Genomic DNA, 14,264 nt, shown 5'->3' with positions numbered 1-14,264 from the left:
TAAACATGTGAATCCGCTCTACACTTTGAGAGTTAGAGCAGATTCACCAGGCTCGATGGATCGCTCCCGCGATTCCATCGAACCAGGATCTGCTCTAGGAGACGCGGATTCTCCCGACGGATTAGCCCAAAATCGCACTCCCTGCGCCACCGTGTGACATTCCCCACAGAGCCCGCCGCGCCATCGGGGCATCTTGCTGGAAAGCAATGTCCAGTAAGGGGAGTACGATGGCTGGCCAACACGATGAGGCAAGCACGCGGAACGGACTGCGTCTTTCCCGGGATTTTCCCTGTGATCTCTTTCCCACCGACCTGCCGCTGAACGTCCGCTCGCAGCGGCGAATCGGGTTGGAGGGCTTCACGCTGCTCAATCCGCAGAGCCTTAGTCCCTCCAACGACGAAGGCGGGGGATCGGAGAGCCGTTTCGGCGAAATACACCGGGCCGAGGAGAGCGCCGGGCTGAACGCCTTTCAGGATCGCCAGCTCGCCGGCGACCTCGGCGCGCCGGAAGCGGTTCCTGCCACGGGCCGGAGAGTTCAGGAAGACGCGGAGGACTGCTATCGCCGCGGTTTGGCACAGGCGCAGGCGGGCGATCACCAGGGCGCCGTCGTCGAGTTCAGCGCCGCCCTGGCCGGCGACCCGCGCAACGGCCAGTACTTCCTGGAGCGCGCCTACAGCTATCGCTGTCTGGGCTATACCTATCTGGCGATCGACGATTTCGAGCAGGCGGGCATTCACGGCGCCGGCTGGGCCGCAGCCCACAACGGCAAGGGCATGGTCCGGCGCGAGAAGGGCGACCTGACCGGCGCCCTCTGCGAGTTCGACGCCGCAATTCGCCACGACGCCCGTTTCGCCGCCGCCTATTCCAACCGCGGCCTCTGTCATCTCGAACGCTATGACTACCTGAAGGCCGTGGCCGACTTCACCCTCTCCATCGACCTGGCCGGCGAGCAGGTGGTGACGCTCTTTCACCGCGCCACCGCGCTCTGTCGCCTGAAGCGCCATGCCGAGGCGGAAGCCGACCTCTGCCGTACGGCGGAGCTGGCGCCTGAGGAGGCGAGCATCCTCAACCGCCGTGGCGTCGCCCGCGAGGCGCAGGGCAAGCTGGCGCTGGCGATGGAGGACTACGACCGCGCCATCGAACTCGACCCTACCTTCGCGCCGAGCTATGCCAACCGCGCCCGCCTGCGGCAACGGTGCGAGGACTACACCGGCGCCATCGCGGACTACACCCGCGAACTGGAGTTCGAGCCGGGCTCCTGGCAGGCCTATGGGCGCCGCGGCCAGTGCTACAGCCGCCTCGGCGAGCCGCGGCTGGCCGTGCTCGACCTCAACGCCGCCTTGGCGCGCGAGGACGGCAAGGCCTACCTCTTCATGGAGCGGGCGCGCTGCTTCGGCGCGTTGAAGAACTTCTCGCGGGCGATTGCCGATTGCGATGAGGCCCTGCTGCGCGCGCCGCGCTGCGTGGCGGCCCTGGTCGAGCGTGCGCGCTGGCGCGAGCGGCTGCGCGACAACGACGGCGCCCTGGCGGACCTCGAGCGGGCCATCGATCTGGACGGCGACCACGCGCGCGCCCACCATCTTCGCGGCCGTCTGCTGCTGCGCCAGGGCTGCCTGGATGCGGCGATCCGCGACTTCACCAGGGAGATCGCGCTGGATGCCGCGGAAGCCTGGGCCTACATGGGCCGGGGCGACTGCTTCGCCCGTCTCGGCGAGACCGCCTCGGCGACGGAGGACTACCGCCGCGCGGCGGAACTCTTCGCCGACAGCGGCGCGGAGGGCGACCGCGCCTCGGCCCTGCAGCGCATGCAGCAGGTTCTGGTCGCCTAAGCTGCTTTCCTCCGGTGGCGCAGGTCGATTGCGGCTCTGCGTCGCCGGCTTGATGGTGGGCCGGTGCTATAACTGGACGGTGACGCCCCGCAGCCGCCATCCGGATCGCAGCCTCTGATTCAATTTGTGTGCTTGATTTCAAGGGCTTGCCAACGCGGTTCCTCTCCACATCGTCACCCTCGGGCTTGTCCCGAGGGTCCATGGAAAGAGCGAGACCCGGACCTCCATGGATTGCCGGAACAAGTCCGGCAATGACGGTTTGGGTGGGTGGCGAGTGGGAACCCTCTGACGGATCGAGATCCATCCGCGTGAGGCTCACAGAAACAATCAAAACAATTTCTGCGGTCTCGCGAAAACGACCTGAAACAAAGCCCTGCCAGAGTCTGTCCTGCGTGCGGTGCTGGGAACCAGGCTGCAGGCGGGATTCACGCCCCTGAGGCGGTTCATGCGGCGACTCCGTCGCAGGGACGTGACGAACGCCCAGACAGCTCCTGTGTCCTGCATCGCACGCGCATCACGTCCAAGCCCCAACCTCAAGCGCCGCCCAGCTTGCAGGAGCCCCGCCATGACAGGTCACACGGCGCGCATTCGCTTGGCAGAGAGGAAAGACAGGCCCGGTATCGAGGCCATGCACTTTCTTTCCGTTCAAGGCCTCAACACCCAGGACTACACACCCGACCAGATCGAAGCCTTCGTCGGCCATCTGGGCACCTACGACCCCTCGCTGATCGACGACGGCACCTACTTCGTCATCGAGGAGACGGGCCGCATCATCGCCAGCGGCGGCTGGTCCTGGCGCATGCCCCAGTTCGAATCGGCGGGCGAGGGCCCGGGCGGCCAAAGTTTCGGCCTGTCGCCGGATTCGGCGAAGATCCGCTCGATCTTCGTCCACCCGCAGCATGTCCGCCGCGGGCTGGCGACCCGGCTGGTGAAGCTGTCGGAGGAGCGGGCGGTGGAAGCCGGCTGCCGTCTGATCGAACTCTGGGCGACCCTGACCGGCGTGCCGCTCTACCGCGCGCTCGGCTATGCCGAGGTCGGACGCATTCCGCTATCGGCCCCCGGAGTGGCGCCGCTGACGGCGGTGCACATGGCCAAGCTGATCCCGGCCGGCGCTGCGGAGGCCAGTGCGGCCTGAAGCGCGCGGGACAGGCTCGCCGGGGATAGCCTCGTCGGAAATGGCTCTGGTGTGATTGGAAGGAATGTCCGCCGGGACGGCAGAATGAAAAAGCGGGCAGGGCGCCCGCTTATCCAGCAATTCTGGAAACTTTCGCCTGACGGGTTCGCCCGGCAGGGCAGATCGGCGGCGACCGCAGCGCGCCCTCGGGCGGGCCGGGCGAAGGCCGATCCGGCCAGGGGGTTCTAGAAGCCTTCGCGCTCCATGCGCTTACGCAGCAGCTTGCGATAGCGGCGCACCGCTTCGGCCCGCTCCCGCTTCTTGCGGGCGGAGGGCTTCTCGAAATTGCGGCGGAGTTTCATTTCCCGGAAGACACCCTCGCGCTGCAGTTTCTTTTTCAGCGCGCGCAGGGCTTGATCGACGTTGTTGTCACGAACCTGAACTTGCACAGACGCTCAGTGCTCCTTTCTGACGCCGCAAAGCCGCGCGTCCCGGCGCGCCTTCGGGCTGAATTGCTAGAATTATGAGGCAAATCCAACAGTCTCGCGGCACATCTGCTGCGAGCGATGGTGGCTTCCTAACACAGGGATCGGGCAAAAGGAAGGCCCTTTCTTAAGGATCTGCGCGCCGGCGGGTGGCTTTACCCGGCCGGGCCGGGCGACCATATTAACTCTATGGCCATCCTGAAGATCGCCCGCATGGGGCACCCAATTCTCCGCCAGAAGGCGGCCCCCGTGGCCGACCCGACGAGCCCGGAGATTCATCGCCTGGTCCGCGACATGCTGGAGACCATGGACGACGCCGGCGGCACCGGCCTGGCGGCGCCGCAGGTCCACGTTCCCCTCAGGGTTGTCGTGTTCTTTGTCTCCGGCACGCGCTCCGCGGCCGAAGACGGGGAGGGCGGCGACAGCTCCGGTGAGCGCGACGTCCCGCTGACGATCCTCATCAACCCGGAGATCGAGGTCCTCGACCCGGACCTCAGTCTCGGCCCCGAAGCCTGTCTCTCGGTGCCTGGGCTGGTGGGCCAGGTCCCCCGCCCGCGGCGGATCCGCTATCGCGGTCTCTCCCTGGAAGGCGAGGCCATCGCACGGGAAGCCGCCGGGTTCCACGCCCGGGTGGTGCTCCACGAGTGCGACCATTTGGACGGTATTCTCTTTCCCCAGCGCATGACAGACTTGTCGCTTCTGGCCTTCACCAGCGAGATGGGACGGGGCTTGCCGGAGCGGGAGCCGGCCGGCGAAGAGGCGGCACAGGCAGAACAGGTCTTGCAAAGCCATGACTGACGACAAGCAAAGACTGGCGCTCCTGGACGCGGCCCTGCGCCACGTGCCCTTCGACGGCTGGACCTGGGTCGCCATCGACGCGGCGGCCCGCGACCTGGGAATGGACCCGCCGGAAGCGCGCCGGCTCTATCCCGGCGGGCCCGCCGAGCTGATCCGCGCTTTCAGCGGCGAGGCCGACCGCCAGATGCTGGTCGAACTGGAGCGCATGGACCTCGCGTCCATGAAGGTGCGCGACAAGGTGACCATGGGAGTGCGGCTGCGCCTGGAAGCCGTGGCGGCACACCGGGAAGCCGTGCGGCGGGCGCTCACCTTCTTCGCGCTACCGCAGCATGCCGCCGACGGCCTGCGCTGTCTTTACCGCACGGTGGATGCCATCTGGTACGCCGCCGGCGACACCGCCACCGACTACAACTTCTATACCAAGCGGGCGCTGCTCTCCGGGGTCTATTCTTCGACGCTGCTTTATTGGCTGAACGACAAGTCGGCGGATTTCGCCGCCACCTGGGCTTTCCTCGACCGGCGCATCGCCGAGGTACTGAAGATCGGCGGGCGTCTCGGAAAGACCGTCGGCGCCGCCATGAACCTGCCCGACCGGCTGTTCGGCGCCCTGGCCGCGGGCCCACGTCCGGGCAGCGGCCTCTTCGCGCGCCGCCGCCGCGGCCCGCGCCGCAGCTCCCGGGTTTAGGAGCGCCCGGCTTTAGGGGCGCCCCGGGGGTTCGCCGCAGGCAGTTTCCGCCTGCCAATCACAGTCTTGCTGCGCCAGACGATCCCGAACAGCCGCAGGAAGGCGGCTGACGTCCCAGCCTGATCCCCGAACTGCCTGATCCCCGAACTGCGATGCCTCGTGAAGGGCCATCGGCAGCGAGGATTCTCAATATTTGCAAGAAAACTTGCAATACTGTAATTAAAATGCAATTATACAAGCATAAGATTCGGCGTGAAGACCGGCACTCGGACCTGGGAGGGCCCGCGCGATGTCCATCGTGCTTCGCATCAAGGATGCGGCTGAACGACTGACGCCGTCCGAGCGCAAGATGGTGCAGGAAATCGTTGCCAAGCCGCGCGATGCCGCCCTGGGCACGGCCTCGAACCTGGCGCAGTCCATTGGGGTCCATGAGGCGACCGCATCCAGGCTGGCGCGCAAGCTGGGTTTCGAGAGCTATGCCGGCTTTCGCGATGCGCTGCGCGAGGAATTCATCGTGCGCAGTGATCCGGCGGTGCGGATCCGCACCACCCTTGAGGACACGCGCGGCGCCGATCTGGTGGCCGAACTGGTGGCACAGGAAACCGCGGCCTTGCAGACCCTGCCCAAGTATCTCTCGGGTGAGCGGATCGGGCAGATCGCCGGAGAACTGCAGCGGGCGCGCAAGGTCTTCATCTTTGCCCGCGGCAACGCCGAGACCCTGGCGGTGATGATGGAACGCCGCTTGCGGCGTTTCGGCATGAGCGTGGCGCGCCTGCGCGGCGACGGCCGCGATCTGGCCGAACAGCTGGTGGAACTGACCTCTGACGACGTCGTGCTCGCCTTTGCCTTCAGGCGCCAGCCGCGCCACTACGGCCCGGTGCTGGAGCACGCCCGATCCCTGGGAGCCCCCACCATCGCCATTGCCGGGGCCATCGGCGCCACACTGAAGCCGGCTGCCGATCACCTGCTCTCCGCGCCTCGCAGCGGACGCCGCGAAGGATTCCAGTCACTGATCGTTCCCATGACCATTTGCAATGCCCTGGTGCTTCAGTTGGCCCGGCGCAACGAAACCCGTTCGCTCCGGGTCCTGGAGACCCTCGGCGAGCTCATCAAGCAGTTTGAGACGTAATCGTGTTCGGGGCCCCAAGGCCCCGACAGAAACGGGGAGACCTGACCATGAACAGCCAGACGTTGAGAGACCTTTCGCTTGCCCTTGCCGTCGTGGCCCTGGGGCCCGTTACGCTGCCAGCCCTTGCGGCCGATCTGGACAGCAAGTCACCGGATGAGCTGCTGGCCGCCGCCAAGGCCGAGGGGCAGGTGGTCGTCTACTCCTTTACCAGCCGGATCAAGAAAGTCGAGAAAGCCTTCGAGGAGGCCTATCCGGGTATCGATCTGGTCGGCTACGACATCTCGTCCACAGAGCAGATCGCGCGCCTTCAGGCCGAGCATCAGGCCGGCGTGACCAACGCCGATGTGGTCTACATTTCCGATGCGCCGGTGGTTTTCGACAAGCTTCTCGGCGCGGGGATCATCGGGCCCTACGTGCCGCCGCGGGTGGCCGACCGGGTGCCGGCGGCTTTCAAACAGCCGCTCCTCGCTCAGCGGCTTTCGACCAAAGTCCTCATGTACAACGAGGAAGCCAACCCCAACGGTCCGCCGGTCTCAAATCTCTGGGAGTTGACGACGGAGCGCTGGAAGGGCCGGGTCGTCATGGTCGATCCGCTGCAGCGCGGTGACTATCTGGATCTGATGACCGAGATCGTTCTGCAGTCCGGGGCGATGGCCGCAGCCTACGAGGCGCAGTTCGGCAAGCCGATCGCGCTTTCCTCCGGCATCGCCAATGCCGGTGAGCAGTTCATCAGTGACCTCTTCGCCAATGACGTGATCCTCGTCGGTTCGACGGATGACGTGAATGCCGCGGTCGGCAAACTCGGCCAGAGCAATCCGCCTGTCGGGTTCACCAGCTATTCCGACCGGCGCGACAATGCGGAAGAGGGCTGGGCCCTGCAGCTTGCGAATACCGTCGAGCCCGCACCCGGCATCGTCTTCCCGGCGGTGCTCGGCATTGCCGAGGGGGCCCAGAACCCGGCTGCCGCGCGCCTGGTCATCGACTTCCTGATGGGCGACGATTCGGCAACCGGCGGGGCCGGCTTCAAGCCCTTTTACGTTCCCGGCGACTACGCCACCCGGACGGACATCGCTCCGCATCCGGATGCGGTGCCGTTGCCGGAGTTCAAGGCCTGGCGGGTGAACCCGCAGAAGACGGCGGAGATTCGCGCCGAGATCGCCGACCTCGTCCTCACGCTGCAGTAACCGGAAGGACTTGGGAGAAGGCAGGGGCTCGGTGGCCTTGGCGGCCATCGATGGGATGGGGCGGCGGCTCTTCGCCGCCCCTGGCCGCTTCCTGTCGGTCTTCGTTCTTGCGATCGCTGTCATTTTGATCGCCGCACCGCTTGTGAAGATCGCGCTGGTCACGATCTCACCGCAAACCATCGCGGCCTGGGGCGATGTCCTCACCAGCCGCCTGTCACCGAATCTGTTCTACAAACCTCTCGGCAACACTCTGCTGATCGGCGCCAGCGTCGCCGGCGGCTGTGTGATCATCGGCGGCTTTCTCGCCTGGCTCGTCATGATGACCGACGTGCCCTTCCGGCGCACAATTGCCGTCCTCTCGACCCTGCCCTTCATGATCCCGAGCTTTGCCGCCGCGCTGGCCTGGAGCGTCCTGTTCCGCAACGAGCGGGTCGGCGGGCAGATCGGCTTCCTCCAGGGCCTGGGAATGGAGATTCCGGACTGGCTGGCCTGGGGCATGGTGCCCTCGCTGATCGTTCTCATCACCCACTACTATTCCCTGACCTTCACGGTGATTGCGGCCGCCCTGGCGACGGTGAATGCCGATCTGGTGGAGGCGGCGCAGATGACCGGTGCCAGCCGCCGTAGGGTTTTCTTCGGCATCATCCTTCCGGTGACCCTGCCGGCCGTCATCGCCGGCGGATCGCTGTCGTTCGCGGGGGGCGTTTCGAACTTCGCCGTGCCGGCGCTGCTCGGTCTGCCGGTGCGCATGCAGACGCTGTCGACCCGCATTTACGGCATGATGGAAGTGGGGCAGACGGCGCGCGGCTATGTCATCGCGCTGTTGCTGGTGCTGATCTCCGCCTTTTTTCTCTGGCTCGGCAACCGGCTGATCACAGGCCGCCGGTCCTACGCCACCATCACCGGCAAGGGCGGTCGCGCCAAGCGTTTCGATCTGGGCGGTCTGCGATGGCCGCTCTGCACCCTGGCCCTGACCATCAGCGTCTTCGCCACCATCGTGCCGGTGCTGGTGCTGACCGCCTCCAGCTTCGCCCCTTCGGCCTCGGCGCTGCTGTCCAACTGGACGCTGCACTACTGGCTCGGCGAATCGACCCCCAGCATCGCACAGGGCCTGGCCGGCATCGCCCACAATCCGGACATCCTCTCTGCCATCGGCATCACAATCGGCCTCGGCCTGATCGTCGCCGCGGCGGGCAGCGCTGTCGGGTTGTTGATCTCCTACAGCCTGGTCCGCGCCAAGCGCGGCTTCGTGCCGACAGCGGTCAGCCAGCTCTGCTTCCTGCCGCTGTTCATTCCCGGTATCGCCTTCGGGGCTGCCTATATCGCCCTTTACGGTGCGCCGATCGGGCCCTTTCCCGCGCTCTATGGCACCTTCGGCCTTCTGGTCCTGGCGGCGACGGCCTTTCTCCTGCCCTTTGCCGTGCAGACCGGACGGGCGGTGATCCAACAGGTCAGCGGCGATCTGGAGGAGAGCGCCCGGCTGACCGGTGCGGGGTTTGTGAGGCGCCTGACGGCGATCACCATCCCGCTGTCGGCGCGCGGCCTGACCGCCGGCGCGCTGCTGGTCTTCGTCAAAATCGTGCGCGATCTGTCCCTTGTGGTGCTGCTGTTCACGCCCACCATGCCGGTCCTGAGTGTCGTCGCCTACCGCTATGCCTCAGAGGGTTTCGCCCAGTTCGCCAATGCCATCACGGTGGTCATTCTGCTGATTTCGATTACCGTATCGCTGATCGCCAACAGGCTGCAGGCCAAATCGCAGCCCTGGCTGCAGGCTTGAGGACCCGGCCCCGCCTATGATCAAGATCGTCAATCTGGCAAAACGCTTCGGTGCGGTGGAGGCGGTCCGCGGGGTCAGCCTGGAGGTTCCCGAAGGCGCCTTTCTGGTGCTCGTCGGCCCCTCCGGCTGCGGCAAGTCCACGATGCTGCGGATGCTGGCCGGGCTTGAGGTGCCTACTGGCGGCCTCATCGCCTTCGGCGGCGATGTCGTCTCGGACGGCGAGCAACGCTGGACCATAGAGCCGGCAAAGCGGAACGCCGGCCTGGTCTTTCAGTCTTATGCCTTGTGGCCGCACATGACCGTGGCCGGCAATGTCGACTGGCCGCTGAAGGTCGCCGGCTGGGATCCGGCACAGCGAAGCGAGCGGGTGGGGGAGGTGCTGACTCTGCTCGCGATCTATGACCTCGCCAACCGCTATCCCAACGAGATCTCCGGCGGGCAGCAGCAGCGCGTCGCCATCGCCCGCATGATTGCCGCGAAGCCGGGAATCCTGCTGTTCGATGAACCGCTTTCCAACCTGGACGCCAAACTGCGCGTGGAGATGCGCACGGAGCTTTTGAAGATCCACCGCGCCACCGGCGCAACCTCGGTCTACGTCACTCACGATCAGGTGGAGGCCATGACCATGGCGAGCCATGTCGCGGTCATGAACCACGGTCTGGTGGAGCAGTTCGGCGCGCCGCGTGATCTGGTTGCGGATCCCGCCACCGCCTTTGTCGCGACCTTCCTCGGCACGCCGCCGAACAACCTGATCGCCGTGGAACCGGCCGAAGGCGGTGCCAGTTTCGCAGGCGGGAAGCTGTTGCCGGGACTGGACGTGGACCGCCCTGTCGATTTTATGTACCGGGCAGAAGACTTCCGCGTCTCGGAATCCGGCAACAGCGCCACGCTGGCGCTGGAATACGCCGAGGCGAGCCCCATTGCCGGCCGTTACATGGTGACCGGTACCGTCGGCAGCCTGCGCCTGACGGCGGTGGTCGACCGGGCGCCGCATCTTTCCCCGGGCGACACGATTCACTTCCACATTCCCGATCGGCCCGCGGCGGTCTTCGCCAAGAACGGCGAGAGGCTCTCGTGATGCGGCTGATCCTGGTACGCCACGGCCAGTCGGTGTGGAATGCCGAACGTCTGCTGCAAGGACAGGCGGACATATCACTGAGCACGCTGGGCCGTGCGCAGGCGCGCAGCCTTTCTGCAACCATTCAGGCGTTCAAACCGGAGCGCATCCTGGCGTCCGATCTCGAGCGGACCCGCGAGACCGCGCGCCTGCTCGGCTACCCGGATCATGAGACCGTCGCCGAGCTGCGGGAAATCGATGTCGGTGACTGGACGGGACAGCCCATCGATGTGCTGCGCGCCAGCGACACAGGGGCTTTCGCGGAGTGGCGGGCCGGCACCTACACACCGCCAGGAGGAGAGAGCTGGGACCGTTTCCGGAAGCGGACAACGGCCGTGGTCTCGGGTCTGCGCCAGACGGCTGCGGAGCGGATACTTCTCGTCGCCCACGGAGGGGTGATCCGCGCGCTCCTGCAAGGGCTGCTGGATCTCAGCCCCCAACGCATCGTGCCGGTCAGCCCGGCCAGCATGACGGTCCTTCGCCTCGGCCCGCCGAACGGCGCCGCCGACGCGCGCCTGGAGGTGTTCAACTACACCCCGGGCCTGCCGCAGTTCGACGCACCGGACTGAAGGTTTGAGATTGAGGGGCCGGTGATGTGGGCCTCACCTTCGGATCAGGCGCGTGACGTGGCCCATCTTGCGGCCCGGCCGGGCGCTGGTCTTGCCGTAGAGGTGCAGCTTGTTGCCGGGCTCGGCGAGGATCTTCGCCCAGTCCCCGGCTTCCTCGCCCAGCAGGTTTTTCATCACCGCATCTGAGAGCCGATCGGTGGCGCCAAGGGGCAGGCCGGCGACGGCGCGGATGAACTGCTCGAACTGGGAGGTGACGCAGGCATCCAGGCTCCAGTGGCCGGAGTTGTGCGGGCGCGGCGCCATCTCGTTCACCAGGACCCGGTCGTCGTGGGTCACGAACATCTCGACGGCCAGAAGGCCCACCAGGTTCATCTCCTGGGCTAGGTGGCGGGCGATGGCCTCGGCCCGGTCGGCCAGGGTCTCGGGCAGGGCGGCCGGCACGATGGTCTCGTCCAGAATGTGGTCGCGGTGGCGGTTCTCCACCGGCACGTAGGTGCGCATGGTCCCGTCGGCGCCGCGCGCCACGATCACCGAAATCTCCATGCGAAAGTCGACCACGGCCTCGACAATGCCCACCGCTTCGGCGGCGTGGCCGCGCATCGCCGTCCAGGCCGCCTCCAGATCGCTCTGCTCGGTGATGCGGACCTGGCCTTTGCCGTCGTATCCCATCTCCGCCGACTTCAGGATGCAGGGACGGCCGATGGCCTCGACGGCGCCGCGCAGGCTATCCGGGTCTTCCGCCGCGCGATAGTCGGCGGTGGGCACCGAGGCGCCACGGCAGAAGTCCTTCTCGCGCAGGCGGTTGCGGCAGATGGCCAGCACCTCGGCACCGGGCCTGAGCGGCACCAGAGCCGCCAGATGATGCACCGTCTCCAGGGGGATGTTCTCGAACTCGAAGGTCACGACGTCGACGGCGGCGGCGAAACGGCTCAGCGCCTCCAGGTCGTCATAGGCGGCCACGGTCGCCGCGTCGCTCACTTGGTTGGCCGGGGCGTCGGGTTCCGGCCCATAGGCATGACAGCGATAGCCGAGCCGGGCCGCTGCGAGGGCCGCCATGCGGCCGAGCTGGCCGCTGCCGAGAATGCCGATTCGGCCCCCAGGGGCCAGCGCTTCGGTGAGATCGGGCACAGTGGTTCCTTCGCGGCGTGCCGTTCAGCCGTCGTCGCTGGGGGCCTCGGCCACCGCCGCGGTCTGCCGCGCCCGCCAGTCGTCGAGGGCGGCGGCGACGGCGCTGTCGGAGAGGGCCAATACGGCAGCGGCAAGAAGCCCGGCGTTGGTCGCTCCGGCCTTGCCGATGGCCAGGGTGCCGACCGGAATGCCGCCGGGCATCTGGACGATGGACAGCAGCGAATCGCGCCCGCTGAGGGCGCGGCTTTCGATGGGAACGCCGAAAACCGGAAGCGGAGTCATGGCCGCCGCCATACCCGGCAGGTGCGCCGCGCCGCCGGCGCCGGCGATGATCACCTTGAGCCCGCGCTCACGGGCACTCGCGGCATAGTCGTAGAGCCGCTGCGGCGTGCGGTGCGCCGAAACGATCCGGCATTCGTGGGAAATCGCGAGATCTTCCAGCACCTTGGCCGCGTGCTTCATCGTCGGCCAGTCGGATTGGCTGCCCATGATCACGCCGACCTGTGCCGCGCCCCCGGTCATCGTTTCGCTGCCCCCCTTTGATCGATTTGCTCGATGGCTGTTGTCCGGGGCCGATGTCCGGCCCTCCCCCGAAAGGCGGGCATTATCCGGGCTCGCCCTTGCGGTGGCAAGCGGTCCCGGCCCTCTCAGACGGCTGATTTTGGGGCCTCTTTGGCCTCATTCTGTGCACAAAGCCTTTACCATCACGGGCTATGCTTCATGCTAGAATAGGTATGTCAGGGCGTGATATGGGCCGCCCTGGATCCGGGCGGCTTGGCCCCGGCCGGACGGCGAGAGATGGAAGGCAGGATGAAAGTCCGCAACACAGGTTCGACAGCGCCCTTGGCCGGGACGTCCGCCGCTCAGGCGGACAGCGCCTACCGCAGCGCCAAGGCGGTCGCCGGCGGCCCGGCGAAGGCGCCCCAGGATGTCGCCTCCATCATGGGCATTCCGGAGGCGGAGCTGACGCCCAAGGTCCGTCAGGCGATCCAGGCGCTGATGGCGGAGGTCTATCAGCTTCGCCAGGAACTGGATGAGTCCAAGCAGCGGGTCGGCTATCTGGAGCGCTTGGCCGACCAGGACAGCCTGGCGCCGGTGCTCAATCGGCGCGCCTTCATCCGCGAGCTGACCCGGATGTCCGCCTTTGCCGAACGCTACAGCGCCGCCGCCAGCGTCCTCTACTTCGACGTCAACGGCATGAAGCAGATCAACGACAGCCACGGCCATGCCGCCGGCGATGCCGTGCTGAAGCGGATCGCCGAACTGCTGTTGGGCAACACCCGGGCCTCCGACGTCGTCGGCCGCCTGGGGGGCGATGAGTTCGGAGTCATTCTCGCCCAGTCGGATCTGGAGGCCGCCCGCGCCAAGGCGGACAGCCTGGGCCAGGCCATCGCCGCCGAAGAGGTGGACTGGAACGGCAACAGCCTTTCGCTGTCGGTCGCCTACGGCGCCCATGCCCTGAGCGCGGACCAGAAGGTCGACGAGGCCTTGGAAGCCGCCGACCGCGCCATGTACGCCAACAAGCGCAGCCGCGCCCGCAGCTAGGCGCTTACGTCTCTCCTAGTAACTGAGTCTGATGGGCCGCCTGGAGGCGGCCACGCCGATCTCAGGCGATGATGTCCGGCAGCAGGGCGTCTTCCAGCTTGAGGATCTGATCCTTCAGCGACAACTTGCGCTTCTTGAGCCGCTGTAGCTGCAACTGGTCGAAGGGCGGACTGTCAGAGAGTTGGGCGATCACGTCGTCCAGGTCGCGGTGCTCTGATTTCAGCTCCGCCAGCTTGCGGCGCATCTGTTCGAAATCGGGTTGATCCATGGTGATCCACGGCGTTTCGGAGGCCCGATTATAGCTCTTTGGGCCGATTTGGGGGAGTCCCGGGCGAAATCCCCGCAAGACCGGGAAAAATCGCGGTCGCCGGCAGTCCTTAGGCCTGCGGCCCGGGCCGCCTGCCTGCTATAGTCGCCGCGGAGTTCCGGACAGCATCAGGTTTCAGGGGAAGGGCGGAGATGGCGCGGCCGAAACGAATCGGGGTCCTCACGAGTGGCGGCGATTGCGCCGGGCTGAACGCGGTGGTGCGGGCCGTGGTCCACCGCGCCGTGGAGGGCTTCGGCTGGGAGGTGGTGGGGATCCACAACGGCACCGCCGGGCTGCTGGCCCGGCCGGTGGAGGCGGAGACCCTGGAACTCGGCATCTTCGACGGCAACCTGCTGCGCCGCGGCGGCACCATCCTGGGCACCACCAACAAGGGCGATCCCTTCGCCTATCCCATGCCGGACGGCAGCCTCAAGGACCGCTCCGAGGAGGTCATCGAAGGCTACCGCTCGCTGAACCTGGACGCGCTGATCGGCATCGGCGGCGACGGTAGCATGATGATCCTGCGCCGCCTGGCCCAGCAGGGCGGCGGAGAATATCCTGGCTGCCGTCGCCGCCGATACCGATCAGCGCATCCAG

At 66.7% G+C, this 14,264-nt stretch carries 15 protein-coding genes; 11 read left to right on the top strand and 4 right to left on the bottom strand.

Annotated features, from left to right (window positions below):
* Nucleotides 1-227 precede the first annotated feature (227 nt).
* Both Q0996_RS25230 and Q0996_RS25225 read left to right on the top strand, forming a co-directional pair.
* On the top strand, nt 228-1,829 hold the full coding sequence (locus Q0996_RS25230; RefSeq protein WP_299626921.1) for a tetratricopeptide repeat protein: 1,602 nt from the start codon (nt 228-230) through the stop codon (nt 1,827-1,829).
* 565 nt (nt 1,830-2,394) lie between these two features.
* Nucleotides 2,395-2,964: a GNAT family N-acetyltransferase gene (locus Q0996_RS25225; protein WP_299626917.1), complete on the top strand. Its 570-nt coding sequence runs from the start codon at nt 2,395-2,397 to the stop codon at nt 2,962-2,964.
* Nucleotides 2,965-3,188: 224 nt separating this feature from the next.
* On the opposite strand, the gene rpsU is transcribed toward Q0996_RS25225, so the two are convergent.
* A complete protein-coding gene (rpsU, locus tag Q0996_RS25220) occupies nt 3,189-3,392 on the bottom strand; it encodes a 30S ribosomal protein S21 (RefSeq protein ID WP_167223142.1) in 204 nt (67 codons plus the stop codon).
* 225 nt (nt 3,393-3,617) lie between these two features.
* Here rpsU and Q0996_RS25215 point away from each other — a divergent pair, with 225 nt between their 5' ends.
* The 7 genes from Q0996_RS25215 (at nt 3,618) to Q0996_RS25185 (ending at nt 10,687) form a co-directional block, all read left to right on the top strand.
* Nucleotides 3,618-4,226 carry a peptide deformylase gene (locus Q0996_RS25215; RefSeq protein ID WP_299626914.1) on the top strand — a complete coding sequence of 203 codons (609 nt, stop codon included), beginning with the start codon at nt 3,618-3,620 and terminating at the stop codon, nt 4,224-4,226.
* Nucleotides 4,219-4,911 carry a COQ9 family protein gene (locus tag Q0996_RS25210; RefSeq protein WP_299626911.1) on the top strand — a complete coding sequence of 231 codons (693 nt, stop codon included), beginning with the start codon at nt 4,219-4,221 and terminating at the stop codon, nt 4,909-4,911. Before Q0996_RS25215 ends, Q0996_RS25210 begins: the two co-directional genes overlap by 8 nt.
* Nucleotides 4,912-5,200: 289 nt before the next feature.
* On the top strand, nt 5,201-6,040 hold the full coding sequence (locus Q0996_RS25205; RefSeq protein ID WP_299626909.1) for a MurR/RpiR family transcriptional regulator: 840 nt from the start codon (nt 5,201-5,203) through the stop codon (nt 6,038-6,040).
* Nucleotides 6,041-6,087: 47 nt separating this feature from the next.
* A complete protein-coding gene (locus Q0996_RS25200) occupies nt 6,088-7,224 on the top strand; it encodes an ABC transporter substrate-binding protein (protein ID WP_299626907.1) in 1,137 nt (378 codons plus the stop codon).
* A gap of 37 nt (nt 7,225-7,261) precedes the next feature.
* A complete protein-coding gene (locus tag Q0996_RS25195) occupies nt 7,262-9,001 on the top strand; it encodes an iron ABC transporter permease (RefSeq protein WP_322096808.1) in 1,740 nt (579 codons plus the stop codon).
* A gap of 16 nt (nt 9,002-9,017) precedes the next feature.
* On the top strand, nt 9,018-10,079 hold the full coding sequence (locus Q0996_RS25190; RefSeq protein ID WP_299626905.1) for an ABC transporter ATP-binding protein: 1,062 nt from the start codon (nt 9,018-9,020) through the stop codon (nt 10,077-10,079).
* The gene (locus tag Q0996_RS25185) at nt 10,079-10,687 is read left to right on the top strand and encodes a histidine phosphatase family protein (RefSeq protein WP_299626902.1); all 609 of its coding nucleotides are present in this window, start codon (nt 10,079-10,081) and stop codon (nt 10,685-10,687) included. The genes Q0996_RS25190 and Q0996_RS25185 overlap by 1 nt, the downstream gene beginning before the upstream one ends.
* Nucleotides 10,688-10,720: 33 nt before the next feature.
* Here the strand turns inward: Q0996_RS25185 and Q0996_RS25180 are convergent, their stop codons facing one another.
* Both Q0996_RS25180 and purE read right to left on the bottom strand, forming a co-directional pair.
* Complete coding sequence (locus tag Q0996_RS25180; RefSeq protein ID WP_299626899.1) at nt 10,721-11,815, bottom strand: 5-(carboxyamino)imidazole ribonucleotide synthase; 1,095 nt, start codon at nt 11,813-11,815, stop codon at nt 10,721-10,723.
* A gap of 24 nt (nt 11,816-11,839) precedes the next feature.
* A complete protein-coding gene (gene purE / locus Q0996_RS25175; RefSeq protein ID WP_299626896.1) occupies nt 11,840-12,337 on the bottom strand; it encodes a 5-(carboxyamino)imidazole ribonucleotide mutase in 498 nt (165 codons plus the stop codon).
* 288 nt (nt 12,338-12,625) lie between these two features.
* Between purE and Q0996_RS25170 the strand changes: the two genes are divergently transcribed.
* Nucleotides 12,626-13,360 (top strand): GGDEF domain-containing protein, encoded by a 735-nt coding sequence (locus tag Q0996_RS25170; protein ID WP_299626893.1) that lies wholly within the window; start codon nt 12,626-12,628, stop codon nt 13,358-13,360.
* A 61-nt stretch (nt 13,361-13,421) separates the two neighbouring features.
* On the opposite strand, the gene Q0996_RS25165 is transcribed toward Q0996_RS25170, so the two are convergent.
* Complete coding sequence (locus Q0996_RS25165; protein ID WP_299626890.1) at nt 13,422-13,628, bottom strand: YdcH family protein; 207 nt, start codon at nt 13,626-13,628, stop codon at nt 13,422-13,424.
* A gap of 191 nt (nt 13,629-13,819) precedes the next feature.
* On the opposite strand from Q0996_RS25165, the gene Q0996_RS25160 reads away from it, so the two are divergent.
* Nucleotides 13,820-14,264: 6-phosphofructokinase (locus Q0996_RS25160; protein ID WP_299626887.1), on the top strand; the 445-nt coding region annotated here is incomplete at its 3' end.

The sequence above is a fragment of the Pelagibius sp. genome (assembly GCF_028289705.1).
GTDB lineage: Bacteria > Pseudomonadota > Alphaproteobacteria > Kiloniellales > Kiloniellaceae > Pelagibius.
Note: the sequence above shows the minus strand (reverse complement) of the source record. Positions and strands in the feature narration are given on the sequence as shown.

What these genes read in the sequence shown, in the direction of transcription:
- Q0996_RS25185 (WP_299626902.1), top strand. Translation starts at nt 10,079, where the DNA reads ATGCGGCTGATCCTGGTACGCCACGGCCAGTCGGTGTGGAATGCCGAA.
- Q0996_RS25205 (WP_299626909.1), top strand. Translation starts at nt 5,201, where the DNA reads ATGTCCATCGTGCTTCGCATCAAGGATGCGGCTGAACGACTGACGCCG.
- Q0996_RS25215 (WP_299626914.1), top strand. Translation starts at nt 3,618, where the DNA reads ATGGCCATCCTGAAGATCGCCCGCATGGGGCACCCAATTCTCCGCCAG.
- Q0996_RS25230 (WP_299626921.1), top strand. Translation starts at nt 228, where the DNA reads ATGGCTGGCCAACACGATGAGGCAAGCACGCGGAACGGACTGCGTCTT.
- Q0996_RS25200 (WP_299626907.1), top strand. Translation starts at nt 6,088, where the DNA reads ATGAACAGCCAGACGTTGAGAGACCTTTCGCTTGCCCTTGCCGTCGTG.
- Q0996_RS25165 (WP_299626890.1), bottom strand. Translation starts at nt 13,628, where the DNA reads ATGGATCAACCCGATTTCGAACAGATGCGCCGCAAGCTGGCGGAGCTG.
- Q0996_RS25225 (WP_299626917.1), top strand. Translation starts at nt 2,395, where the DNA reads ATGACAGGTCACACGGCGCGCATTCGCTTGGCAGAGAGGAAAGACAGG.
- purE (WP_299626896.1), bottom strand. Translation starts at nt 12,337, where the DNA reads ATGACCGGGGGCGCGGCACAGGTCGGCGTGATCATGGGCAGCCAATCC.
- Q0996_RS25170 (WP_299626893.1), top strand. Translation starts at nt 12,626, where the DNA reads ATGAAAGTCCGCAACACAGGTTCGACAGCGCCCTTGGCCGGGACGTCC.
- Q0996_RS25190 (WP_299626905.1), top strand. Translation starts at nt 9,018, where the DNA reads ATGATCAAGATCGTCAATCTGGCAAAACGCTTCGGTGCGGTGGAGGCG.
- Q0996_RS25210 (WP_299626911.1), top strand. Translation starts at nt 4,219, where the DNA reads ATGACTGACGACAAGCAAAGACTGGCGCTCCTGGACGCGGCCCTGCGC.